Genomic DNA, 17,635 nt, shown 5'->3' with positions numbered 1-17,635 from the left:
AGGCTAATCCTCTTTGTTTGGCAGATACTTGTCAATCATCTCATCCTTGATCCGTTTGAGCTCTGTTCGCGGAAGGATGGATAAGAGTTCCCAACCGAGATCCAAACTTTCCTCAATCGTCCGATTGGTAGTGAATCCTTGGTTGATGTATTCTTGCTCAAAGCGGTCGGTAAATTTGACATAAAGCTTGTCGGTATCTGACAAGGCAGACTCCCCAAGCACTACAGCCAGTTCTTTGGCTTGTTTTCCTTGGGCATAGGCCGCAAAGAGCTGGTTCATGGTCGCCGCATGGTCTTCCCGAGTCTTACCTTCACCAGAACCCTTATCCTTCAAACGAGAAAGGGATGGAAGAACATTGATCGGTGGGCGGTAACCACTATTGTAGAGATCGCGGGATAAGATAATTTGTCCTTCTGTGATGTAGCCTGTCAAGTCAGGGATAGGGTGGGTGATGTCATCTTCTGGCATGGAGAGGATCGGAATTTGAGTCACCGATCCCTTTTTCCCAACCAAGCGTCCTGCACGTTCGTAGAGGGTTGAGAGGTTAGTATAAAGATAACCTGGATAGCCCCGACGTCCTGGAACCTCCCGGCGGGCAGCGGATACTTCCCGAAGAGCTTCACAGTAGTTGGTCATATCGGTCATAATAACCAAGACGTGCATGTCTTTTTCATAGGCCAAATATTCTGCAGCGGTCAAGGCGATCCGAGGAGTCGCAATCCGCTCGATAGCTGGGTCATTAGCTAGGTTGATAAAGAGGACAGAGCGGTCAATAGCTCCTGTTTCCCGAAGGTCGTTCATAAAGAACTCGGCTTCTTCAAAGGTAATCCCCATAGCCGCAAAGACCACGGCGAAGTTTTCTTCGGAATTAAGAACCGTCGCTTGACGAGCAATCTGAGCTGCCAACTCCTTGTGAGGGAGACCAGAACCTGAGAACACGGGGAGTTTTTGGCCCCGAACCAAGGTATTCAAATGGTCAATGGCTGAGATCCCTGTCTGGATAAATTCATCTGGATAGTCCCGCGAAACAGGATTGATGGCTTGACCATCAATGTCCAAGTATTTCTCTGGGATAATTTCTGGACCACCGTCGATGGGTTTGCCCATCCCGTTAAAGATGCGGCCCACCATGTCTTCAGACACAGGGAGTTCTAAGGGACGTCCGGTAAAGCGAACCTTGGCTTTTTCCAAGTTGATCCCGCTAGACCCTTCAAAGAGCTGGACCATGGCCTTGTCTTCTTGGACTTCGAGGACTTGTCCCTGACGGGTTGTTCCGTCATGGAGCTTGATTTCTACCAGTTCATTGTAGTGAACCCCTTCGACCTGATCGACAATCATCAAGGGGCCAACAACTTCGCTGACAGTACGGTATTCTTTAATCACGCTCATTGTCTACTCCTCCTTTTGCGACGATTTGGTGTAGGGTTTCTACGATTTCTTCTTTCAAGGCCTGGATAGTGGTCAACTGGTCCTCATGGATGAACTTGCTCCGGGCAATGCGGTCTCGAAGAGCCACGGTTCCTTCCATGATTTCTGTGAAGTAAGCCCCTAATTCTAGTGCTTTTTGACTTTCTTGGTCAAAGGTCAAAATGTTGGTCAACAAGGCCACCTGCTTGCTGAAAGAGGTATAGGTATCGACCTCATCAAAGGCATTTTGTTGCAGGTAGTCTTCACGGATCATCTTGGCCGCATTCATGGTCAAGCGGTCTTTTTCAGACAAGGAATCTAGACCAACCAAGCGGACGATTTCTTGCAATTCACTTTCCTTTTGAAGCAAGTTCATAGCGCGGGTCACTTTTTCAGACCAGCTGATTTGTTCATGTAGATCGATATAGCGACCGACTTCATCTTGGTAAAGGGAATAAGAACTCAACCAGTTGATGGCTGGGAAGTGACGACGTTGGGCCAATTGAGCATCTAGTCCCCAGAAGACCTTGACAATCCGCAAGGTATTTTGGGTCACCGGCTCTGAAATATCTCCACCCGGAGGGGAAACGGCACCGATAGCGGTAATTGAACCTTCGCGCGCAGTGGTTCCGAGTGTCTTGACCCGACCTGCACGCTCGTAGTATTCGGCGATCCGGCTACCAAGATAGGCTGGGTAACCTTCATCTCCGGGCATTTCTTCTAGACGACCAGACATTTCACGGAGAGCTTCAGCCCAGCGCGACGTCGAATCGGCCATGATGGCAACGGAATAGCCCATATCACGGAAGTATTCCGCAATGGTGATCCCTGTGTAGATAGAAGCTTCCCGCGCAGCTACTGGCATGTTCGAAGTATTGGCGATCAGAACAGTCCGTTGCATGATGGATTGGCCAGTTGTTGGATCGATCAATTCTGGAAATTCATTCAGAACGTCCGTCATTTCATTTCCGCGTTCCCCACAACCAACGTAAATTACGATGTCTACATTGGCAAACTTAGCCACCTGGTGTTGCACAACTGTTTTTCCAGCTCCAAAAGGACCAGGAACTGCTGCAGCTCCACCTTTTGTCACAGGGAAGAAGGTATCGATGACCCGTTGACCGGTGACCAAAGGCTCTACTGGAATCAGTTTTTGTGCAAAGGGACGGCCTCGACGAACTGGCCATTTTTGCATCAAAGTACCAGTAAAGAGACTGCCATCTGCCTGCTCGATCTCATAAACTGGCTCTTCCACTGTGTAAGAACCTGCTGCGATCTTGGTTACACGTCCACTGACACCAAAGGGTACCATGATGCGGTGTTCCACCATATTGGTCTCTTGAACGGTACCGACGATGTCTCCTGCAACCACCTCTGTCCCTTCTGTCACACTTGGTTCGAAGGCCCATTTGGTGTCCCGATCTAGATTTGGAACTTGCACCCCACGAACCAAAAAGTCACTGGCAGTAACTTCTTGGAAACGTTCCAAGGGGCGTTGGATCCCGTCAAACATCTGAGAGATCAAACCTGGTCCCAATTCAACAGAAAGGGGAGCTCCGGTTGTGACCACTGGTTCTCCTGGACCGACTCCAGACGTTTCTTCATATACTTGGATAGAAGCTTCGTCACGCCGCATCTCAATAATTTCACCAATCAAACCAAGATCGCCGACCCGGCAAATGTCTTGGATATTGGCCTCCTGCATCCCTGATGCGACCACCAAGGGACCGGAAACTTTGATAATTTTTCCTTGAGTCATGTATTCCTCCTGGGAATCCTTTGTTTCTTTGTTTTACTTTTGTGCTATCTCTCTTAGAGATTGCTTTTGTTGGCCATTGGCATCGAAATTGCTTGGATCCAACCAGGCTTCGAAGCGCTGTTTGATAGCTGGCCATTCTTGGTCAATGATGGACAACCAGTCTGTATCACGGGTACGACCTTTATAAACAACAGCCTGACGGAAACAGCCTTCATAGGTGAAGCCTAAGCGCTCAGCTGCTTTGCGAGATGCTTGGTTTAAGGCATCGCATTTCCACTCATAACGGCGGTAGCCTAAATCTTCAAACACGTAGCGCGCTAACAGATACTGGGCTTCCGTAGCCATGCGTGTCTTTTGGAGCGCTGGTGAGTAGGTCACTGCTCCAACTTCGATCACCCGATTGGCTTGATCGATCCGCATGAGAGAGAAAGTCCCCAAAGCCTTGCCTGAATCTTTGTCTACAATCGCATAGTAAAAGCGACCTTGGGCTGTCATGAGATCATCTAATAAGCGGTCCCACTCCTCCTCATTGCGGGCAGGGCCTTTGAACAGAAAGGTCCACATCGCTGCTGGAGAGTCCGGCCCGTAGACCTGATAAAGATCTGCTCCATGTTTTTCTTTTGAGAGGCGCTCGATCACGGTATAGCGACCTTCGATCCGCTCAATAGCTGGCAGAAGCCCCGGTGTAAAATCCGGCAGTGCATCGCCAATCGCTTGGCCAAATTCATTTGTTCTCATAAAATATCCTGTCCTACTGCTTTTTCGACATTATCACGAATCCGCTGTTGGCCCAGTCCTGTAGTCCCTCTATGGGTCGGGATAAGGATCAGAGCTGGTGTCAGCTGCTGGTCGTAAAAAGCTACTGTATCTGGAATGGCCTGAGCAATATCCTCTGTCAGGTAGATAATCCCGAAGTTTTCCCGACTGAGTTTTCGCAAGGTATTGATCGCTTCTTGTGGCTCTGTGACCGGATAGGTTTGAAAGCCAATCAGGCGAAAAGGAAGGATGGCGTCCCGATTGCCCACAACGGCGATCTTATAGGTCTGTTTGTCCATAAATCGGTCTCATCCTTTCTTTGATTTCTGCTAGCGGGAAACCATTGTCCAAACCAGAGAGGACCAAACGAAGGTTGGTCACCTCTAACTCTTTTCCGTAAAGATAACGAACAAGAGGGAGTGGTCCATCGACTTCAAAACGGCCAGCGTCTAGAAGACTGAATTTCACCAAACTCTCTAAATACTCCAACTCTACGGTCTTTAGTTGGCCGGTGCGCATCTTTTCTTCATAAGTCTCTAAGGCGAGATCGTAGTCCAGCGGATTAACTTGATAAAACCAGGTCAACCATTGACCGGATTCTAACAGGTCGATCACCTGATGGGCACTGAGGCTTCCTTCATCTGAGAGCAATTGGTGCATAAAACTATGCGGTTTTTGCTGATCCAAGGCCCGCTTGACCGTAATCGCATTGTAAAAGTCAATGGTCACGTCCACCAACTGCTTCAGAATCGGATGATCTAGGCTGTCCCCTAAGTATCTCAGGTGTTTAAAATAAGCTAAGTCCATCCCGATTTCGAGGACCCGCAAGTCCTGATAGTCTTGGAATTCTTGCCAGGTTGCAGCCACTTCTTCCGCCATAAAGGCCGGACAATGCTCCGCAGAAAAGGTCGCCACCAAATGCTCGAGCACATCGAGAGAATAAGGACCGATAGGGATCAATAAGTGCCCCAACTTGCGCTCTGTTGCCTTGTGTTTCAGACAAACCTTGAGATTATGATAGGTGTATTTCAAGGTAAACAGGCTAACCAAGTCTGGCTGAGGGCTTACCTCAAAAGCCCATTGGTATTCTGCCAACAAGGCTGCCATCAGGCGGGCTTCAAGGGCTGATAAATCCTTGATCTCGTGGCTGTCTAAAGCATAAGGTGTTCCTTGTAGCAAGCCTTCTCGGCTCTCGCTTGAGGGACTTGCAAGCAACTGCTCGAACTGACTGGGACTGAGAAAACTAGCCTCACGTACGCTGATTCCTGTATTGACTTGAGAATAGGTCCGTTCGCTCATTGCAACCTCCTAGTTCTCTTCATCTGTGAAAATGCTGGCTGCCATCTGGTAGCTTTCTTGCTCCCAAATGGAATCCACCAAATCACGGTAGAGATAGTTGTCATCAATCTTCCCAACCGACAAGACAAAGCCTGCTTGAGCTGGGATCGTTGCATCTGCAACTGTCACATTCTGATGCGTCTGCTTCAATCTCTCGAGAGCTGCTGAATCAAATTTAGCAGCGCTCACCGCCCCAAAGGTCAGGGTCACAACTTGTCCCTGATAGCGCTCTAAGACCGCATCTACAAACTGCATTTCCTTTTCAAGGGGCCAAGCCGCCATCGCTTCATAAGCATCCGCAAAGAGATCCTTTAAGACTCGTTGCTTGGTGACAAGGGTGGATTGGCGTTTTTTATTTTCGATTTGTTGGGTTTCACGTTGCAATTGACGTTGAATCCGCTTGAGCTGCTCGGAGCGTTGATTGAGTTTGTCTTGAATCAAACGCTCTTCTAGCGCAGTCTCTTCTTTTAGGATGGTTTCCTTGGCCTCTTCTAAGAGTTTACGCCCTTTTTCATGGGCTTGGGCCAAGATCGAATCCTTTAATTGGGTTTGTTCATCCATATCGTTTTTTCTCCTATTGCATGCGTCTTGTGTTTTTCGCCTCGCGAGGCGAATCCATCAAAGCTAGCTCTTAGCCGACGCGTAGGGTCAATAGGAAGGACACAACGAAGGCCAAGATGGCGTAGGTTTCAACCATGGCCGCAAGGATAACCCCTTTCATCATGTCTTCAGGGCGTTTGGCCAAGATTTGCATCCCTGCTGTCGCAACATTTCCTTGGTGTTTGGCTGAGAAATAACCAACGATCGCAACTGGAAGAGCTGTAAAGAAGTAAGCAACCCCTGTTTCAAGTGGCATATCTGGCTTAATTTGCAACCAGATCAAGATCCCGATAACGAAACCGTACAAACCTTGTGTACCTGGCAACAATTGCAAAATCAAGGCTTGGGCAAATTTTTCAGGTTGTTCTTTCAAGAGCGCTGCTGCTGCTTGACCCGTTTTACCAACCCCAAGGGCAGATCCCATTCCACTAAGTGCAACGGCGATCGCCACACCAAATGCTGCAAAGAAGGCGCCCCCATGGGCTGAAAAATATGATGCTAAAGATTCCATGAATATACTCCTATTTATTAAAGATAATACTTATTTTTTTGTTTTAATATAGCGTTCAGAAGGTTTGAGAGGACGAAATGGCTTGCCTCCTCCTTCGTAGAACTTACCGAAGAACTCCACAAAGATCAAACGGGCTCCATGCACATATCCTGACAAGAAGGACAGGAACATATTAATGGCATGTAGAACGATAAAGAGCAGAAGCCCTACCGTAAACCGTCCAAGCGGTGGGAAGAGATTGACAATGAGGTTGAAGGCCGAACCGATACTCGCTCCAGACAAGCCCAAGGCCATCAAACGGGTGAAGCTGACCAAGTCTCCGACATAGCCACTAACATTGTAGAGGTTAAAGAGACCAGACGCTAAACCGGATAGCTTCTTGGCACTGACAATGGAAACAATCAAGATCCCAATGGCATTCAAAATAGCTAGCCACTTGCCGATCGGAACTAGAAGGCTCATTCCTGGCAAGATATTGCCTACAGCTAGAAGCATTAAACCAAGTAGGATCAAAACCCAAGCAAAGCCCGCATTATAGGCTTCCGTGTAGTCTTTGAGGCGGACATTTTTCATCCCCCCTAGGAACAGTCCCACTAAGACAGTGACAAAACCAAAGACCACTGAGAGGATCAGGATGGTCATAGCGTTGCTGGTCGTACTGATCAGGGCAAAAGGCATCTCAAATCCAAAGAAAGAGCCATAGACCACACCCCAAAGGGCAACGGAAATTCCAAGAAGACTGAAGAACCGAAGGTTCTTGGCTGTCCCAGGCTTGAGCTTAAAGGCTTTAAGGGCAAACCCTGTCGCTACCGTTAGCAAGAGCCCATAACCGATATCTGCGACCATCATGCCAAAGAATACAAAGTAGAAGAGCGAAACGATCGGTGTCGGATCTTTCTCGTAATACTTAGGCAGGGCGTACATCTCTGTGACTAATTCAAAGGGCTCTACCAAGGCACTATTTCGCAACTGGATCGGAACGTCATCCCAATCTTTTTCTGTCACATCGCGCGTTTCTAATAGGGCCCGAGAACCAAAACCTTGCTGCAAGAAATCTCGTAACGATGCCACTTGGGATGTTTCAATCCAACCCTCTAAGGCTACCAAACTTTGCGTGCTGGCTAGCAGTGACTTGACTTCCTCACGAGCTCCCAAGCTCAACAAGTAATCCATCTGATACTTGAGTTGGTCCAACTCCTTCTGGGAGTTTTGTAACTCTGCTAGGGTTGCTGCAACGACAGCTTCCTGCTCTTTGATTTCCCCTTCTAGGCGATCTAAGTAAGCGGCTGGGACTTGCTCTTCTTCATAGTCCAATTCTTTGAACCCATGTTCTTCCAGAAGCTCCTGAACAGCTACACGGTCTCCCGAACGATACAAGATGACATAGCCGTGTTCGGTTTCAGACGTAAAGACTTCTTCTAACTCCAGCTCAGGATGAGCTTTTAAAGAAGAACGAACAGCGTCTGTATCGCTATTAGGGATGGTCCCAATCAAACCATGCACATAGTGAAAGGTAGCAAGGGCTGTTGGTGTCACCTCTAACGGTCGCCATTTTTCTAAGCGTTCGATCTCTCCCTTTGCATCTGCAATCTTCTGGCGAGCCTTGTCTAACACGCGCATTTGGCGTTTCAACTTGGTCAATAGAAGATCCTCGTCTCGAATCATCCCGTGGGCCTGCAGATCATCAAAAGACAAACTTAAAGGTTCTTCCTTCAGAGCTTGCAGGGCCTTTTTCTCAGGCATGTAGCGCTCTAGAGTCTGAATCATTTTTTCGACTTGTTCTTGACGTTTTTGTAGCTCTACCAAGGCTTGACGATTGTCCTCTGTCAAGGGTTGAGACAAGGTATTTGCCTCAAAGGCAGCCTGCCATTCTTCATGCTCACTGAGGTCATAAATCTGGATTTTCGCCTCAGACTGCAGCGCTAGTAGGAGACCGTCCAAGTCATCTTTGGGCAAGATGAGAGACAGTTTTTGCATCTGACTAACGGCCATAGCTTGCTACCACCTTTTCTACAATGGCTTCAACTAACCCAGCTCGCTTATCGGTCATCGCTTGCTGTACTTTGGCATCATTGCGCGCAACCGTTTCTTTCAGATCTTTCGTTAAACGGACGAGTTTTTCCTGGGCGTTTTTTTCTGCCTCTGTGACCAATTGCTTGGTTTCCTCATCGTAATGCTGTGCCACTGTTGCAAGGCGATCGCGTGAATCCGTTCGGATTTGTTCGACTTGAGCTTCATAGCCTACGATCACGGCCTGAGCAGCTTGCTCGATCTCTTGCATCATCTCGAGTGTTGCATTCGACATCGTCACACCTCCTTATTCAACCATTGTTCTTCCAACAACAGTACAATTATCTTAAATTATACCATATTTTACATAGTTTTGTTCGGGGATTTAGGGATCGATCACTCCTAAAACGACCGTTTTTTAAGACAAGTTCTTCCCCTGATCCATTAAAAATTTGGCTACTGCTCCCAATCTTCCTGCTTCATTTCCTAATGTAGCCGTTACAATTTCTCGCGGTAAGAATCGTTGGTCCTGAACCGCATGATACAACTCATTTTGCAACAGAGGCAGCAAAACATCTGAGCGAGCAAAGATGCCACCTCCTAAAATCATTTTCTCTGGATTTAAGACATAAGAAAGAGTAACCAATCCTTGTGCCAGATGATAAACGTATGTTTCTAAGACCTTCAAAGCAACTGGTTCACTCTTATCCACCGCCTCAAAAAAAGTTTTACCGGTTTGATGGTGTAAGCCAGATGCTTCCTCATACATCTGAACGAGTGCTGACGCAGACGCTAAGGATTGCCAATCTGTATTCCCAATCGGTAAATATCCGATTTCACCTGCTGTAAAATTATGCCCGGATAAGATTTGTTCATTGGTGAAAATTCCACCACCAATACCGGTCCCAACCGTAATCATAACAGTAGAATGGCTATTTCTGGCTGCACCTTTCCATATTTCTCCTAACAAGGCACAATTGACATCATTTTCTACTGTAACGGGGATGGAAAATCGTTTCTGAATCTCGCTGGAAAAATCAGTCCCACTGTAAGAAGGAATGGTGTAACCTGCATATACGATTTTCCCTAATTGGCTGTCGACCACACCTGCTGTCGAAATAGCAACTCCATCTAAGTCAATAATAGATTGATAGCCAGCAATGAGGTCACAAATTTGATCCAGTATACCATTTGTTTGGTTCTCATGGCATATATTGGTTCTCTGTTCTGAAAAATGTCCCAAAGCATTGCCATCTTCATTATATACATCCGACTTAATAGATGTACCTCCAATGTCGATCCCTAAAATATTCATTGTTCATCCTCCGTTTTATGTAAATTGAGGGCCGAAAGTGTATTGGTGAATATATGATTCCTTCTCTCTCTATCCAAGTCAACATAATAGGCATAAAAAATATCGACTACAACTAAGACTGGGAATTGTGGTGATATGAGCGTACCTTGGGGCAAACTTTCCTTTACTGCCACAGACACCAGTTCATCACACCGCCCTTTTAAAAACGCACTTATTTTCGATGTTATTAGAACAGTCCTAGAACCTTTTTGCTTTGCTTGATACACAGCATCCAGAATTTCTTTTGTCTCACCGGATAACGAAATTCCAATAACCAGACACTCATCATCCAGCATGACCTCATTGACTCGTATCATGTGGTCATCGGTAATAGCCTTACAAATCATTCCCAGCCTCATAAAGCGAAATTCCATCTCACGCGCTACAAGACCTGAACTTCCAATTCCGTATATATAGACCCGCTTAGCCTTGTCTAACATCCGACTAACACGTAATAACTGTTCTTCATCAATCAAAGAAAAAGTCTTATTTAACAACTCTCCATAATCAGATAAGACACTTTTTGTAATATGTCGACTAACATTTTGAATGTCCTGATTTGACTCCTCAAATTCATAAACAAATTGACGATATCCTGTGAACCCACACTTCTTAGCAAATCTTGTCAAAGAAGAGAGGGAAACATACAATCGTTTAGCCACTGATTTTGCAGATAAATCATCTTGCATGACATGATCAGATAAAAAATAGTCAGCTATTTTCTTTTCTAAATCTGTTAAGCTTTCATAGACTGACTCAATGACAGGTTGTATACTTTTTTCTAATGTAACCATTTCTCCTCCACTCTGACAACATCTTCTAAAAACGGGGAAAGAGGCTGGGAATAGTCTCCAACCTCCATTAACAATTCATGAGAACATCCATCATCTTATAGGACCTTTCGATCCACTCAATGAGAGAAATCAGTGACTAGATGATAACAAGATCCTTCTCTCAAAAATTGTTCTATTTCTCCCGCTCGGAATGAAAAGAATGAATAATGCGCGCTATAACCGCACTTTAAATACTATCTTGCGAATATCTTGAGCCTGATCGACTTTCAAACCTGTCTTATGCGCATCATTTGGATCTAATAATAAAATGGCACCAGGTGTAAAATGAATATCAAACATCGAATGGCCAGACATTTGTTGCCAATCCTCTTCTTTCACATAATCTTCCAAGTTCATATTGGACAGAAAATTATATGAGATTCGTTCTTTACCTTCGAATAGAACATGAACGTCATAGTAGTCTCGGTGACTTTCCCACACACGATGTTCTTCATCCGTTGTTTCCATTTCAATCACATTGTAAAAGAAATCATCAGAGACTGAATGTGTCCCCTTTTCATCTTGACTGACATCATGTGTTTTTAAATAATCTACAACTTTCTTGAGTGCAGGGTGTTGAATGTCCCGTGCAATCACTGCATCTTTATATTGTACTAATTCCATACTGGAACTCCTTTCGAATTCAACCTGGGCTTCTTAGAAATAGCAAGCAACATCTTCTGATTGCTCTTATTCATTGAAATAGGGCCTTATTTTCTTATCGTATCAATAGCCTATAAAATGACAAGAATTTACTATTCTGTTTTACAATAGTTAAGCATTTGTGATTTCTGAAAGACTTACTTTTCGATCTTCTTTAACTGATAAAGTACATGCATCAGCGGTAGCGATTGATTCTAAAGCAGCTACACCATTGAGAAGTTTTTCGTATTCTTCTGTAATTTCTCCACCTTTAATGATGTCATGTAGATATTCCATTTCTTTATCAATACATGTTTGTAACCATAATGGGCAACGTACTCCTGGTTTACCGTACGCAATTGCTCCATCCATACCACGACCGGTATAGATAGCTGTACGGTCATCATCTTCCTCTTGAGTTTCATGTACTAAGAAGTGTGATTCTCCTTCACCTTTAACACGAAGAGTACCTCCAGTATTGAACAAGTCAAGTTTGATAGCTCCTTCAGTTCCTTGAATCAAGACGTAGTGTTCACCCCAACGGAAAGCATTACCATATTCCAAAACAGCATAACGATCATCAGAGTATTCTAGGTTTACAATGAGCATATCATCTTCATCACCAAAGTTTTCACCTTTATGATATACATTGCCTCCTACCATTGTCGCTTTTTCAGGAAGTCCTCCCATGATGAACTGAATGCAATCTAATTCATGAATATGGTGGTACAAATGTCCTCCAGATTGAGAACGAAGTTTCTTCCATGATACAGTTGGTTGTTGTTCTTCCCAACCTGTACGAGCGGCATGGCAATAAAGAACTTTACCGATTTTACCTTGAGTAATCAATTCTTTAGCATGGTGTACACCATTAAAGAAGTTCATGATGTGACCAGCCATAAAGATAACATTATTTTCTTTACATGCGTCAACCATGGCTTTACAATCTTCATAAGACAATGCAATTGGCTTTTCACAAAATACGTGTTTGCCATGTTGAGCAGCTTTCACAACAGGTTCACGGTGAAGGTAGCTAGGTGAAGCTACGATCACACAATCAATATCTTCACGTGCTACAAGTTCATCTAAACTTGCACAAACATCTGATCCCAACTCTTGAGCAACTTCTTCTCCATGATTTGGGTCAAATACCGCAACCACTTTTGCATCTTCAATTTTGTTCATTGAGCGAGCCAAATCAGCTCCAAAATATCCAGCTCCAACAATACCGTAATTTACCATAATTTTTATTCTCTTTCTATATATTTTTAAATTTCAGCTTTAATTCTTTTTCAAATCTTCAATCTTAAATGTTATATATGGTACAACATTTTTCATATGAAGTTCATTACGATACCATGAATCAAATTTTTCAAACATCAATCCAATACAGTACCTAAGGTTACATATTGTTTAATATTTTTTTCATTTTATTTTTCCTCGTTTAAAACTTTGATAACAAGTTTTTTAACAGTTTCATCATTGCAATGAATCTTTGGTTGGTGAAGATCTTCTTCAAAAGTCACCAACATATTCCCTGGAAGCAATTCAACAATTTGATAGTCTTTGCTATCGTAAAAAGCAATATCCTTCTCTTCGCTAAAAGGTACACGTGACTGAGCACGAACTGGGGAAGTTACTGCCATTTTTTCCGTATTTTCAACAACAATATGAATATCTAAATATTTCTTATGAGTTTCAAAAATATCTCCTGGGACTCCATCAGCTAGATAAGTCATACAATTTGCAAAAACATTTTCCCCGTCAATATCAATTTTTCCATCAACTAAATCTGTCAAATTTGTATTTTCTAAAAAATCACAGACTTTTGAAAAATGTTTATTGACAGAAGCATATCGTCTAAAATCAGATTGTTCAGAAATAATCATATTATTTTCTCTTTTCTATTAGTGACTAGTGACGAACTTCCCAACTTGAATCCGCTTTAATTTCTGAAATATCATAAATCGTTGTATATTTAGGTGCAGATACTTTATTTTCAGTAAGAACAGATACAATATAACCTGAAACTACTGATACAGAAATTGAAATCAATGAATATGCCCAGTAGCTAACAGCTGTTGGAGGAAGGAAGTATTTAATAAATACCATAACGATGGTTGATACAATCAGCGCTGCATAAGCACCTTGTTTATTTGCTTTTTTAGAAACAAAACCAAGAATGAATACACCACCAAGTAGACCAAGTACAAGTCCCATGAAACTATTGAACCATTCGTATGCAGATTTAATATCTGAATGAGCCATGATAATGGAAACAACAATTGAGAATAAACCTACTGCTAGAGATACGAATTGTGCAATTTTCGTACGACGATCGTCTGACATATTTTTAGAAATGACATCTTGAATATCCAATGTCCATGAAGTTGCAACAGAGTTCAAACCTGTTGAAATAGTTGATTGAGCTGCTGCATAAATCGCTGCCAAGATCAAACCTGTGACACCTACTGGTAACTGGTATGCAATAAAGTACATAAAGATTTGGTCTTGAGGGATATTGCTAGCTGCACTACCTGCATTTTGTACTTGATAGAATACGTACAAGCCTGTACCGATCAAGTAAAAGACTGTTGCAGTTGCAAGTGACAAGACACCATTTGTGAACAACATTTTATTAAGTTTCTTAATATTTTGTGTTGTAGTAAAACGTTGAACCAAATCTTGAGATGAAGCATAGGAAGACAAGATTGTAAAGCCTGAACCCATCACAATTAAGAAGATGGAGTTTGAAAGCAAGTTAGGATCGAAAAGTTTTTCATTTGCAGCAAGGAATTTCCCGTTTGCTAATGTTTCTGCTACTGCACCAAAGCCACCTTTAATATTAGCCATCAGTACAAATAAAGCTACAACGACACCACTAATCAGAACCACACCTTGAATAAAGTCTGTCCATAATACGGATTTTAGACCACCAGTATAAGAATAAACAATTGCAATTGCACCCATCAAAATAATCAAAATATTGATGTCAATTCCTGTCAATACTGATAAACCAGCTGATGGGAGGTACATAATGATAGACATACGTCCCAATTGATAAATAATAAACAAGAGTGCTGAAATAATACGAAGTGCTTTAGAATTAAAACGTTTATCCAAGTAATCATATGCCGTATCGATGTCTATCCGTGCAAAGATAGGTAAGATAAAACGAATTGTCAGTGGAACAGCTACAACCATCCCTAATTGAGCAAACCATAAAATCCAGCTACCTGCATAAGAGTTACCAGCGAGTCCCAAGAAGGAAATCGGACTGAGCATTGTGGCAAAAATGGATACCGAAGTAACATACCAAGGAACCGAACCATCTCCTTTAAAGAACTCTTTTCCTTTCATCTCTTTTTTAGAGAAATAGATACCTGCAACCAATACCACAAGTAAATAAACAATCAAGATAATTAAGTCAATTATTGTAAATCCTGTTGTGCCCATAACATATCTCCATATTGATTTTATTTATTATAAAAATTCTTTTCGTGCTTGTTGAATAAGTTCTGCTGCTTCTTTTGCAATTGCCAGATCTTCTTCATGCAAGGGTTCGAGTGGGGCTCTTACAGAACCAAGATCTAATTTTTCATTTAGACGGAGAATTTCTTTGATCACTGCATAAAGATTTGCTCGACCACTGACCATCTTATAAATGACATCATTGATCGCATATTGCAATTCTTTAGCTGTTTCAAAATCGGATTCTTTGATCAATTCATTTAATTTTAAGAACAAATCAGGCATCACCCCGTAAGTACCACCAATTCCAGCTTTTGCACCAATAACGCGGCCACTAATGAACTGTTCATCTGGTCCATTAAAGACAATATGGTCATCTCCTCCATCAGCTACAAACATTTGAATATCTTGTGTTGGCATAGATGAATTTTTCACCCCGATCACCCGTGGATTCTTGCGCATTTCAGCATACAGGTCGCGTGTGAGGGTGGTACCAGACAGTTGCGGAATATTATAAATGATAAAATCTGTATTTGGTGCAGCCTTGCTCATGTCATTCCAATAGCGAGCAATCGAATAGGCAGGAAGACGGAAGTAAATAGGTGGGATAGCAGCAATAGCATCTACTCCAAGACTTTCAGCATGCTTTGCAAGTTCAACGCTATCTTTGGTATTGTTACATGCGACGTGGGCAATAACAGTTAGTTTTCCTTTAGCGACCGCCATTACATTCTCTAAAATCAGCTTACGATCTTCAACACTAAGATAAATACATTCTCCAGAAGATCCGTTGAAATAAACCCCTTGTACTCCTTTATCAATATGGTATTGAGCCAAAGCACGTACTCTTTCTGGGCTCACTTCACCATTTTCATCATAGCAAGCATAAAACGCTGGAATAACACCTTCATATTTCTTCAAATTTGTATTTGTCATTTGGAAACCTCTTTCTTTATTTTGTTGCTTCTACAAATTTTTTTGTAATTAATTGTGGACGTGTAATAGCTGAACCTACGACAACACTATAGGCACCTAACTCCAATACCCTATGGACTTTATCAGGGGTATCTATGTTACCTTCTGCAATTAATGGATGAGATAGTTTACTAAGAGCTTTGCGAATAATTTCAAAGTCATTTGATTCGATTTTATCGCCCTTACTTTGCTTGGTATAGCCTACCAATGTTGTCCCAATATAATCAAAACCTAATTGGTCAGCCGTAAGCATTTCATCAATAGTAGAACAATCTGCCATCCACAATTGATCCGGATATTTTTTCTTTACTTTTTGGAAAAAATCTTCTAAGCTTTCGCCATTTGGTCGTGTAGAGGTTGTGGCATCTATCGCAATGATATCCGGACGAACCGTCATGAGTTCATCTACCTCTTTCATAGTTGCCGTGATATAAACATCTGCATCTACGTAATCTCGTTTTATGATCCCAATGATCGGTAAATCCACCGCTTTTCGAATCGCTGCAATATCAACAACAGAATTGGCGCGAATTCCAGATGCTCCGCCCTCCTCGGCAGCTACTGCCATACGAGCCATAATAAAATCACTATGCAATGGTTCGTCTGGTAGAGCTTGACACGAAACAATCAGCTTATGCCGTAACTCTTCCATGATTTAATCACCTGCTTCTTTTTTTAGTTTGTAAGCTCTTACACCATTAATCATAATACTTTAAATATGTATTTTCAATACTTTCCCTATAATTAGAAAGTACTTTCTAAAAAATCCTAGTAATTCCTATATTTTTATTGTATACCTATTTTATTTATTATACAAATACTTTATGTTATTTATAAAGGCTCTTTCTTATCAAGCTATGAGAATGGGTTCTTTCACAACATTACCTTACTTTCCTATTTATTTCTTATAGCTACAATTTTATGATCTCTATTTTTAGCCTTCTATTTCTGAAAGTAAATTTAGTCTTTTGAGCACTTTTAAAATTATTATTTCACCCTTTAAATACTGATACTAGTTTCAATGTATTTTACTTGCTTTTACTTGAATAAAAGGGTGTCTCCATGTTATAATGTGTAATATATTATAGGAGCATCCTGTTATTTCATCCTGTGAGAAAGGAGGATTGCTGTGAAACAAGATCAAGATTTACGAACCATTATCGCCAGCCATGAAGCTGAGTTAACGGATATGGAACGCGACATTGCCCAATATTTTTTATCATCCGAAGCACGACAGCACTCTCTGTCCTCTTCTCGTGTAACTGAGCTACTCCATGTCTCAAAGGCTGCCTTAACGCGTTTCTCTCAAAAATGTGGTTTCACCGGCTATCGGGAATTTGTTTATCACTTTAACGAAGAAACCAAAAATCAAAAACAGGTACAAGAACATGACGAGCTGACGCTGAGTGTCTTGCAACGATACCACCATATCAGTAATGTCACTGAAAATTTCGTCAAAGATCCCCAATTAGAGCATGTAGCAGATTTAATTGATCAAGCAGATCGGATCTATTACTTCGGGATTGGAAGTTCCAGCTTGGTGGCTCGGGAGATGAAATTGCGCCTTATGCGACTTGGTGTGGCAGGGGAAGTCGTGACTAATCAAGACGGATTTAATCAGACCACCAGCATTCTAGATTCCTCCTGCTTAGTCATTGGATTTTCCTTATCAGGCAAGACATGCGCAATTACAGATACTATGTTGAAAGCCAAGAAAAACGGCGCAAAAACAGTCCTTGTAACTGCCAATCCTGCTGGTATCCACCAAGATTTCACTGAAGTGGTGCCAGCTGCACCTCTTCCAAGCAATACCTATATCGATCGCATCTCGGCGGTTCTCCCCTTACTAATTGTGGTCGATCTCATCTATGCCCATTTTCTTAATATCAACCGAGAACAAAAAGAAATCGTTTTTAATAGCTACTGGGAAAACAAAAAACTCTCTAGTCAACGTTCTCGAAAATCTTAATATGGTCTCC

Annotated in this window: 18 protein-coding genes; 1 reads left to right on the top strand and 17 read right to left on the bottom strand. The window is 42.6% G+C overall.

What is annotated here, in order from left to right; all coding sequences use genetic code 11:
• Window positions 1-3: 3 nt before the first annotated feature.
• From LPB220_RS00500 to LPB220_RS00420, 17 genes are all read right to left on the bottom strand, one after another.
• Window positions 4-1,389 (bottom strand): V-type ATP synthase subunit B, encoded by a 1,386-nt coding sequence (locus LPB220_RS00500; protein WP_003002370.1) that lies wholly within the window; start codon window positions 1,387-1,389, stop codon window positions 4-6.
• Window positions 1,376-3,166 (bottom strand): V-type ATP synthase subunit A, encoded by a 1,791-nt coding sequence (locus tag LPB220_RS00495; protein WP_070594659.1) that lies wholly within the window; start codon window positions 3,164-3,166, stop codon window positions 1,376-1,378. Before LPB220_RS00495 ends, LPB220_RS00500 begins: the two co-directional genes overlap by 14 nt.
• A gap of 33 nt (window positions 3,167-3,199) precedes the next feature.
• Window positions 3,200-3,904, bottom strand: a complete 705-nt coding sequence (locus LPB220_RS00490; RefSeq protein WP_150905019.1) for a GNAT family N-acetyltransferase — start codon at window positions 3,902-3,904, stop codon at window positions 3,200-3,202.
• On the bottom strand, window positions 3,901-4,221 hold the full coding sequence (locus tag LPB220_RS00485; RefSeq protein ID WP_003009443.1) for a V-type ATP synthase subunit F: 321 nt from the start codon (window positions 4,219-4,221) through the stop codon (window positions 3,901-3,903). Before LPB220_RS00485 ends, LPB220_RS00490 begins: the two co-directional genes overlap by 4 nt.
• Entirely contained in the window at window positions 4,202-5,221 is a 1,020-nt protein-coding gene (locus tag LPB220_RS00480; protein WP_150905018.1) for a V-type ATPase subunit, read from the bottom strand. The genes LPB220_RS00485 and LPB220_RS00480 overlap by 20 nt, the downstream gene beginning before the upstream one ends.
• A gap of 9 nt (window positions 5,222-5,230) precedes the next feature.
• Complete coding sequence (locus tag LPB220_RS00475) at window positions 5,231-5,821, bottom strand: hypothetical protein (protein ID WP_150905017.1); 591 nt, start codon at window positions 5,819-5,821, stop codon at window positions 5,231-5,233.
• Window positions 5,822-5,891: 70 nt separating this feature from the next.
• Window positions 5,892-6,371, bottom strand: a complete 480-nt coding sequence (locus LPB220_RS00470) for a V-type ATP synthase subunit K (RefSeq protein ID WP_003009435.1) — start codon at window positions 6,369-6,371, stop codon at window positions 5,892-5,894.
• A gap of 30 nt (window positions 6,372-6,401) precedes the next feature.
• Complete coding sequence (locus LPB220_RS00465; protein WP_150905016.1) at window positions 6,402-8,363, bottom strand: V-type ATP synthase subunit I; 1,962 nt, start codon at window positions 8,361-8,363, stop codon at window positions 6,402-6,404.
• On the bottom strand, window positions 8,353-8,676 hold the full coding sequence (locus tag LPB220_RS00460; protein WP_150905015.1) for a hypothetical protein: 324 nt from the start codon (window positions 8,674-8,676) through the stop codon (window positions 8,353-8,355). The genes LPB220_RS00465 and LPB220_RS00460 overlap by 11 nt, the downstream gene beginning before the upstream one ends.
• Window positions 8,677-8,799: 123 nt before the next feature.
• Window positions 8,800-9,696, bottom strand: coding sequence for an ROK family protein (locus tag LPB220_RS00455; protein ID WP_150905014.1), 897 nt, complete (start codon window positions 9,694-9,696; stop codon window positions 8,800-8,802).
• Window positions 9,693-10,529, bottom strand: a complete 837-nt coding sequence (locus LPB220_RS00450) for a MurR/RpiR family transcriptional regulator (RefSeq protein WP_061591041.1) — start codon at window positions 10,527-10,529, stop codon at window positions 9,693-9,695. Before LPB220_RS00450 ends, LPB220_RS00455 begins: the two co-directional genes overlap by 4 nt.
• A 213-nt stretch (window positions 10,530-10,742) precedes the next feature.
• Window positions 10,743-11,192, bottom strand: a complete 450-nt coding sequence (locus LPB220_RS00445; protein WP_049483957.1) for a YhcH/YjgK/YiaL family protein — start codon at window positions 11,190-11,192, stop codon at window positions 10,743-10,745.
• Between the two features lie 150 nt (window positions 11,193-11,342).
• Window positions 11,343-12,452, bottom strand: a complete 1,110-nt coding sequence (locus LPB220_RS00440; RefSeq protein ID WP_000248712.1) for a Gfo/Idh/MocA family protein — start codon at window positions 12,450-12,452, stop codon at window positions 11,343-11,345.
• Between the two features lie 188 nt (window positions 12,453-12,640).
• The gene (locus LPB220_RS00435) at window positions 12,641-13,099 is read right to left on the bottom strand and encodes a YhcH/YjgK/YiaL family protein (RefSeq protein WP_000587140.1); all 459 of its coding nucleotides are present in this window, start codon (window positions 13,097-13,099) and stop codon (window positions 12,641-12,643) included.
• A 25-nt stretch (window positions 13,100-13,124) separates the two neighbouring features.
• Window positions 13,125-14,666, bottom strand: a complete 1,542-nt coding sequence (locus tag LPB220_RS00430; protein WP_049483958.1) for a sodium:solute symporter — start codon at window positions 14,664-14,666, stop codon at window positions 13,125-13,127.
• Window positions 14,667-14,693: 27 nt separating this feature from the next.
• Window positions 14,694-15,617 (bottom strand): dihydrodipicolinate synthase family protein, encoded by a 924-nt coding sequence (locus LPB220_RS00425; RefSeq protein ID WP_150905013.1) that lies wholly within the window; start codon window positions 15,615-15,617, stop codon window positions 14,694-14,696.
• Between the two features lie 16 nt (window positions 15,618-15,633).
• Window positions 15,634-16,308, bottom strand: a complete 675-nt coding sequence (locus LPB220_RS00420; RefSeq protein WP_049483960.1) for an N-acetylmannosamine-6-phosphate 2-epimerase — start codon at window positions 16,306-16,308, stop codon at window positions 15,634-15,636.
• 477 nt (window positions 16,309-16,785) lie between these two features.
• On the opposite strand from LPB220_RS00420, the gene LPB220_RS00415 reads away from it, so the two are divergent.
• Window positions 16,786-17,625: a MurR/RpiR family transcriptional regulator gene (locus tag LPB220_RS00415; protein WP_150905012.1), complete on the top strand. Its 840-nt coding sequence runs from the start codon at window positions 16,786-16,788 to the stop codon at window positions 17,623-17,625.
• The last annotated feature ends 10 nt before the right edge of the window (window positions 17,626-17,635 follow it).

The organism is Streptococcus sp. LPB0220 (assembly GCF_008727815.1).
Taxonomy (GTDB): Bacteria; Bacillota; Bacilli; order Lactobacillales; family Streptococcaceae; genus Streptococcus.
This window is presented reverse-complemented; position numbering and strand designations above follow the sequence as displayed.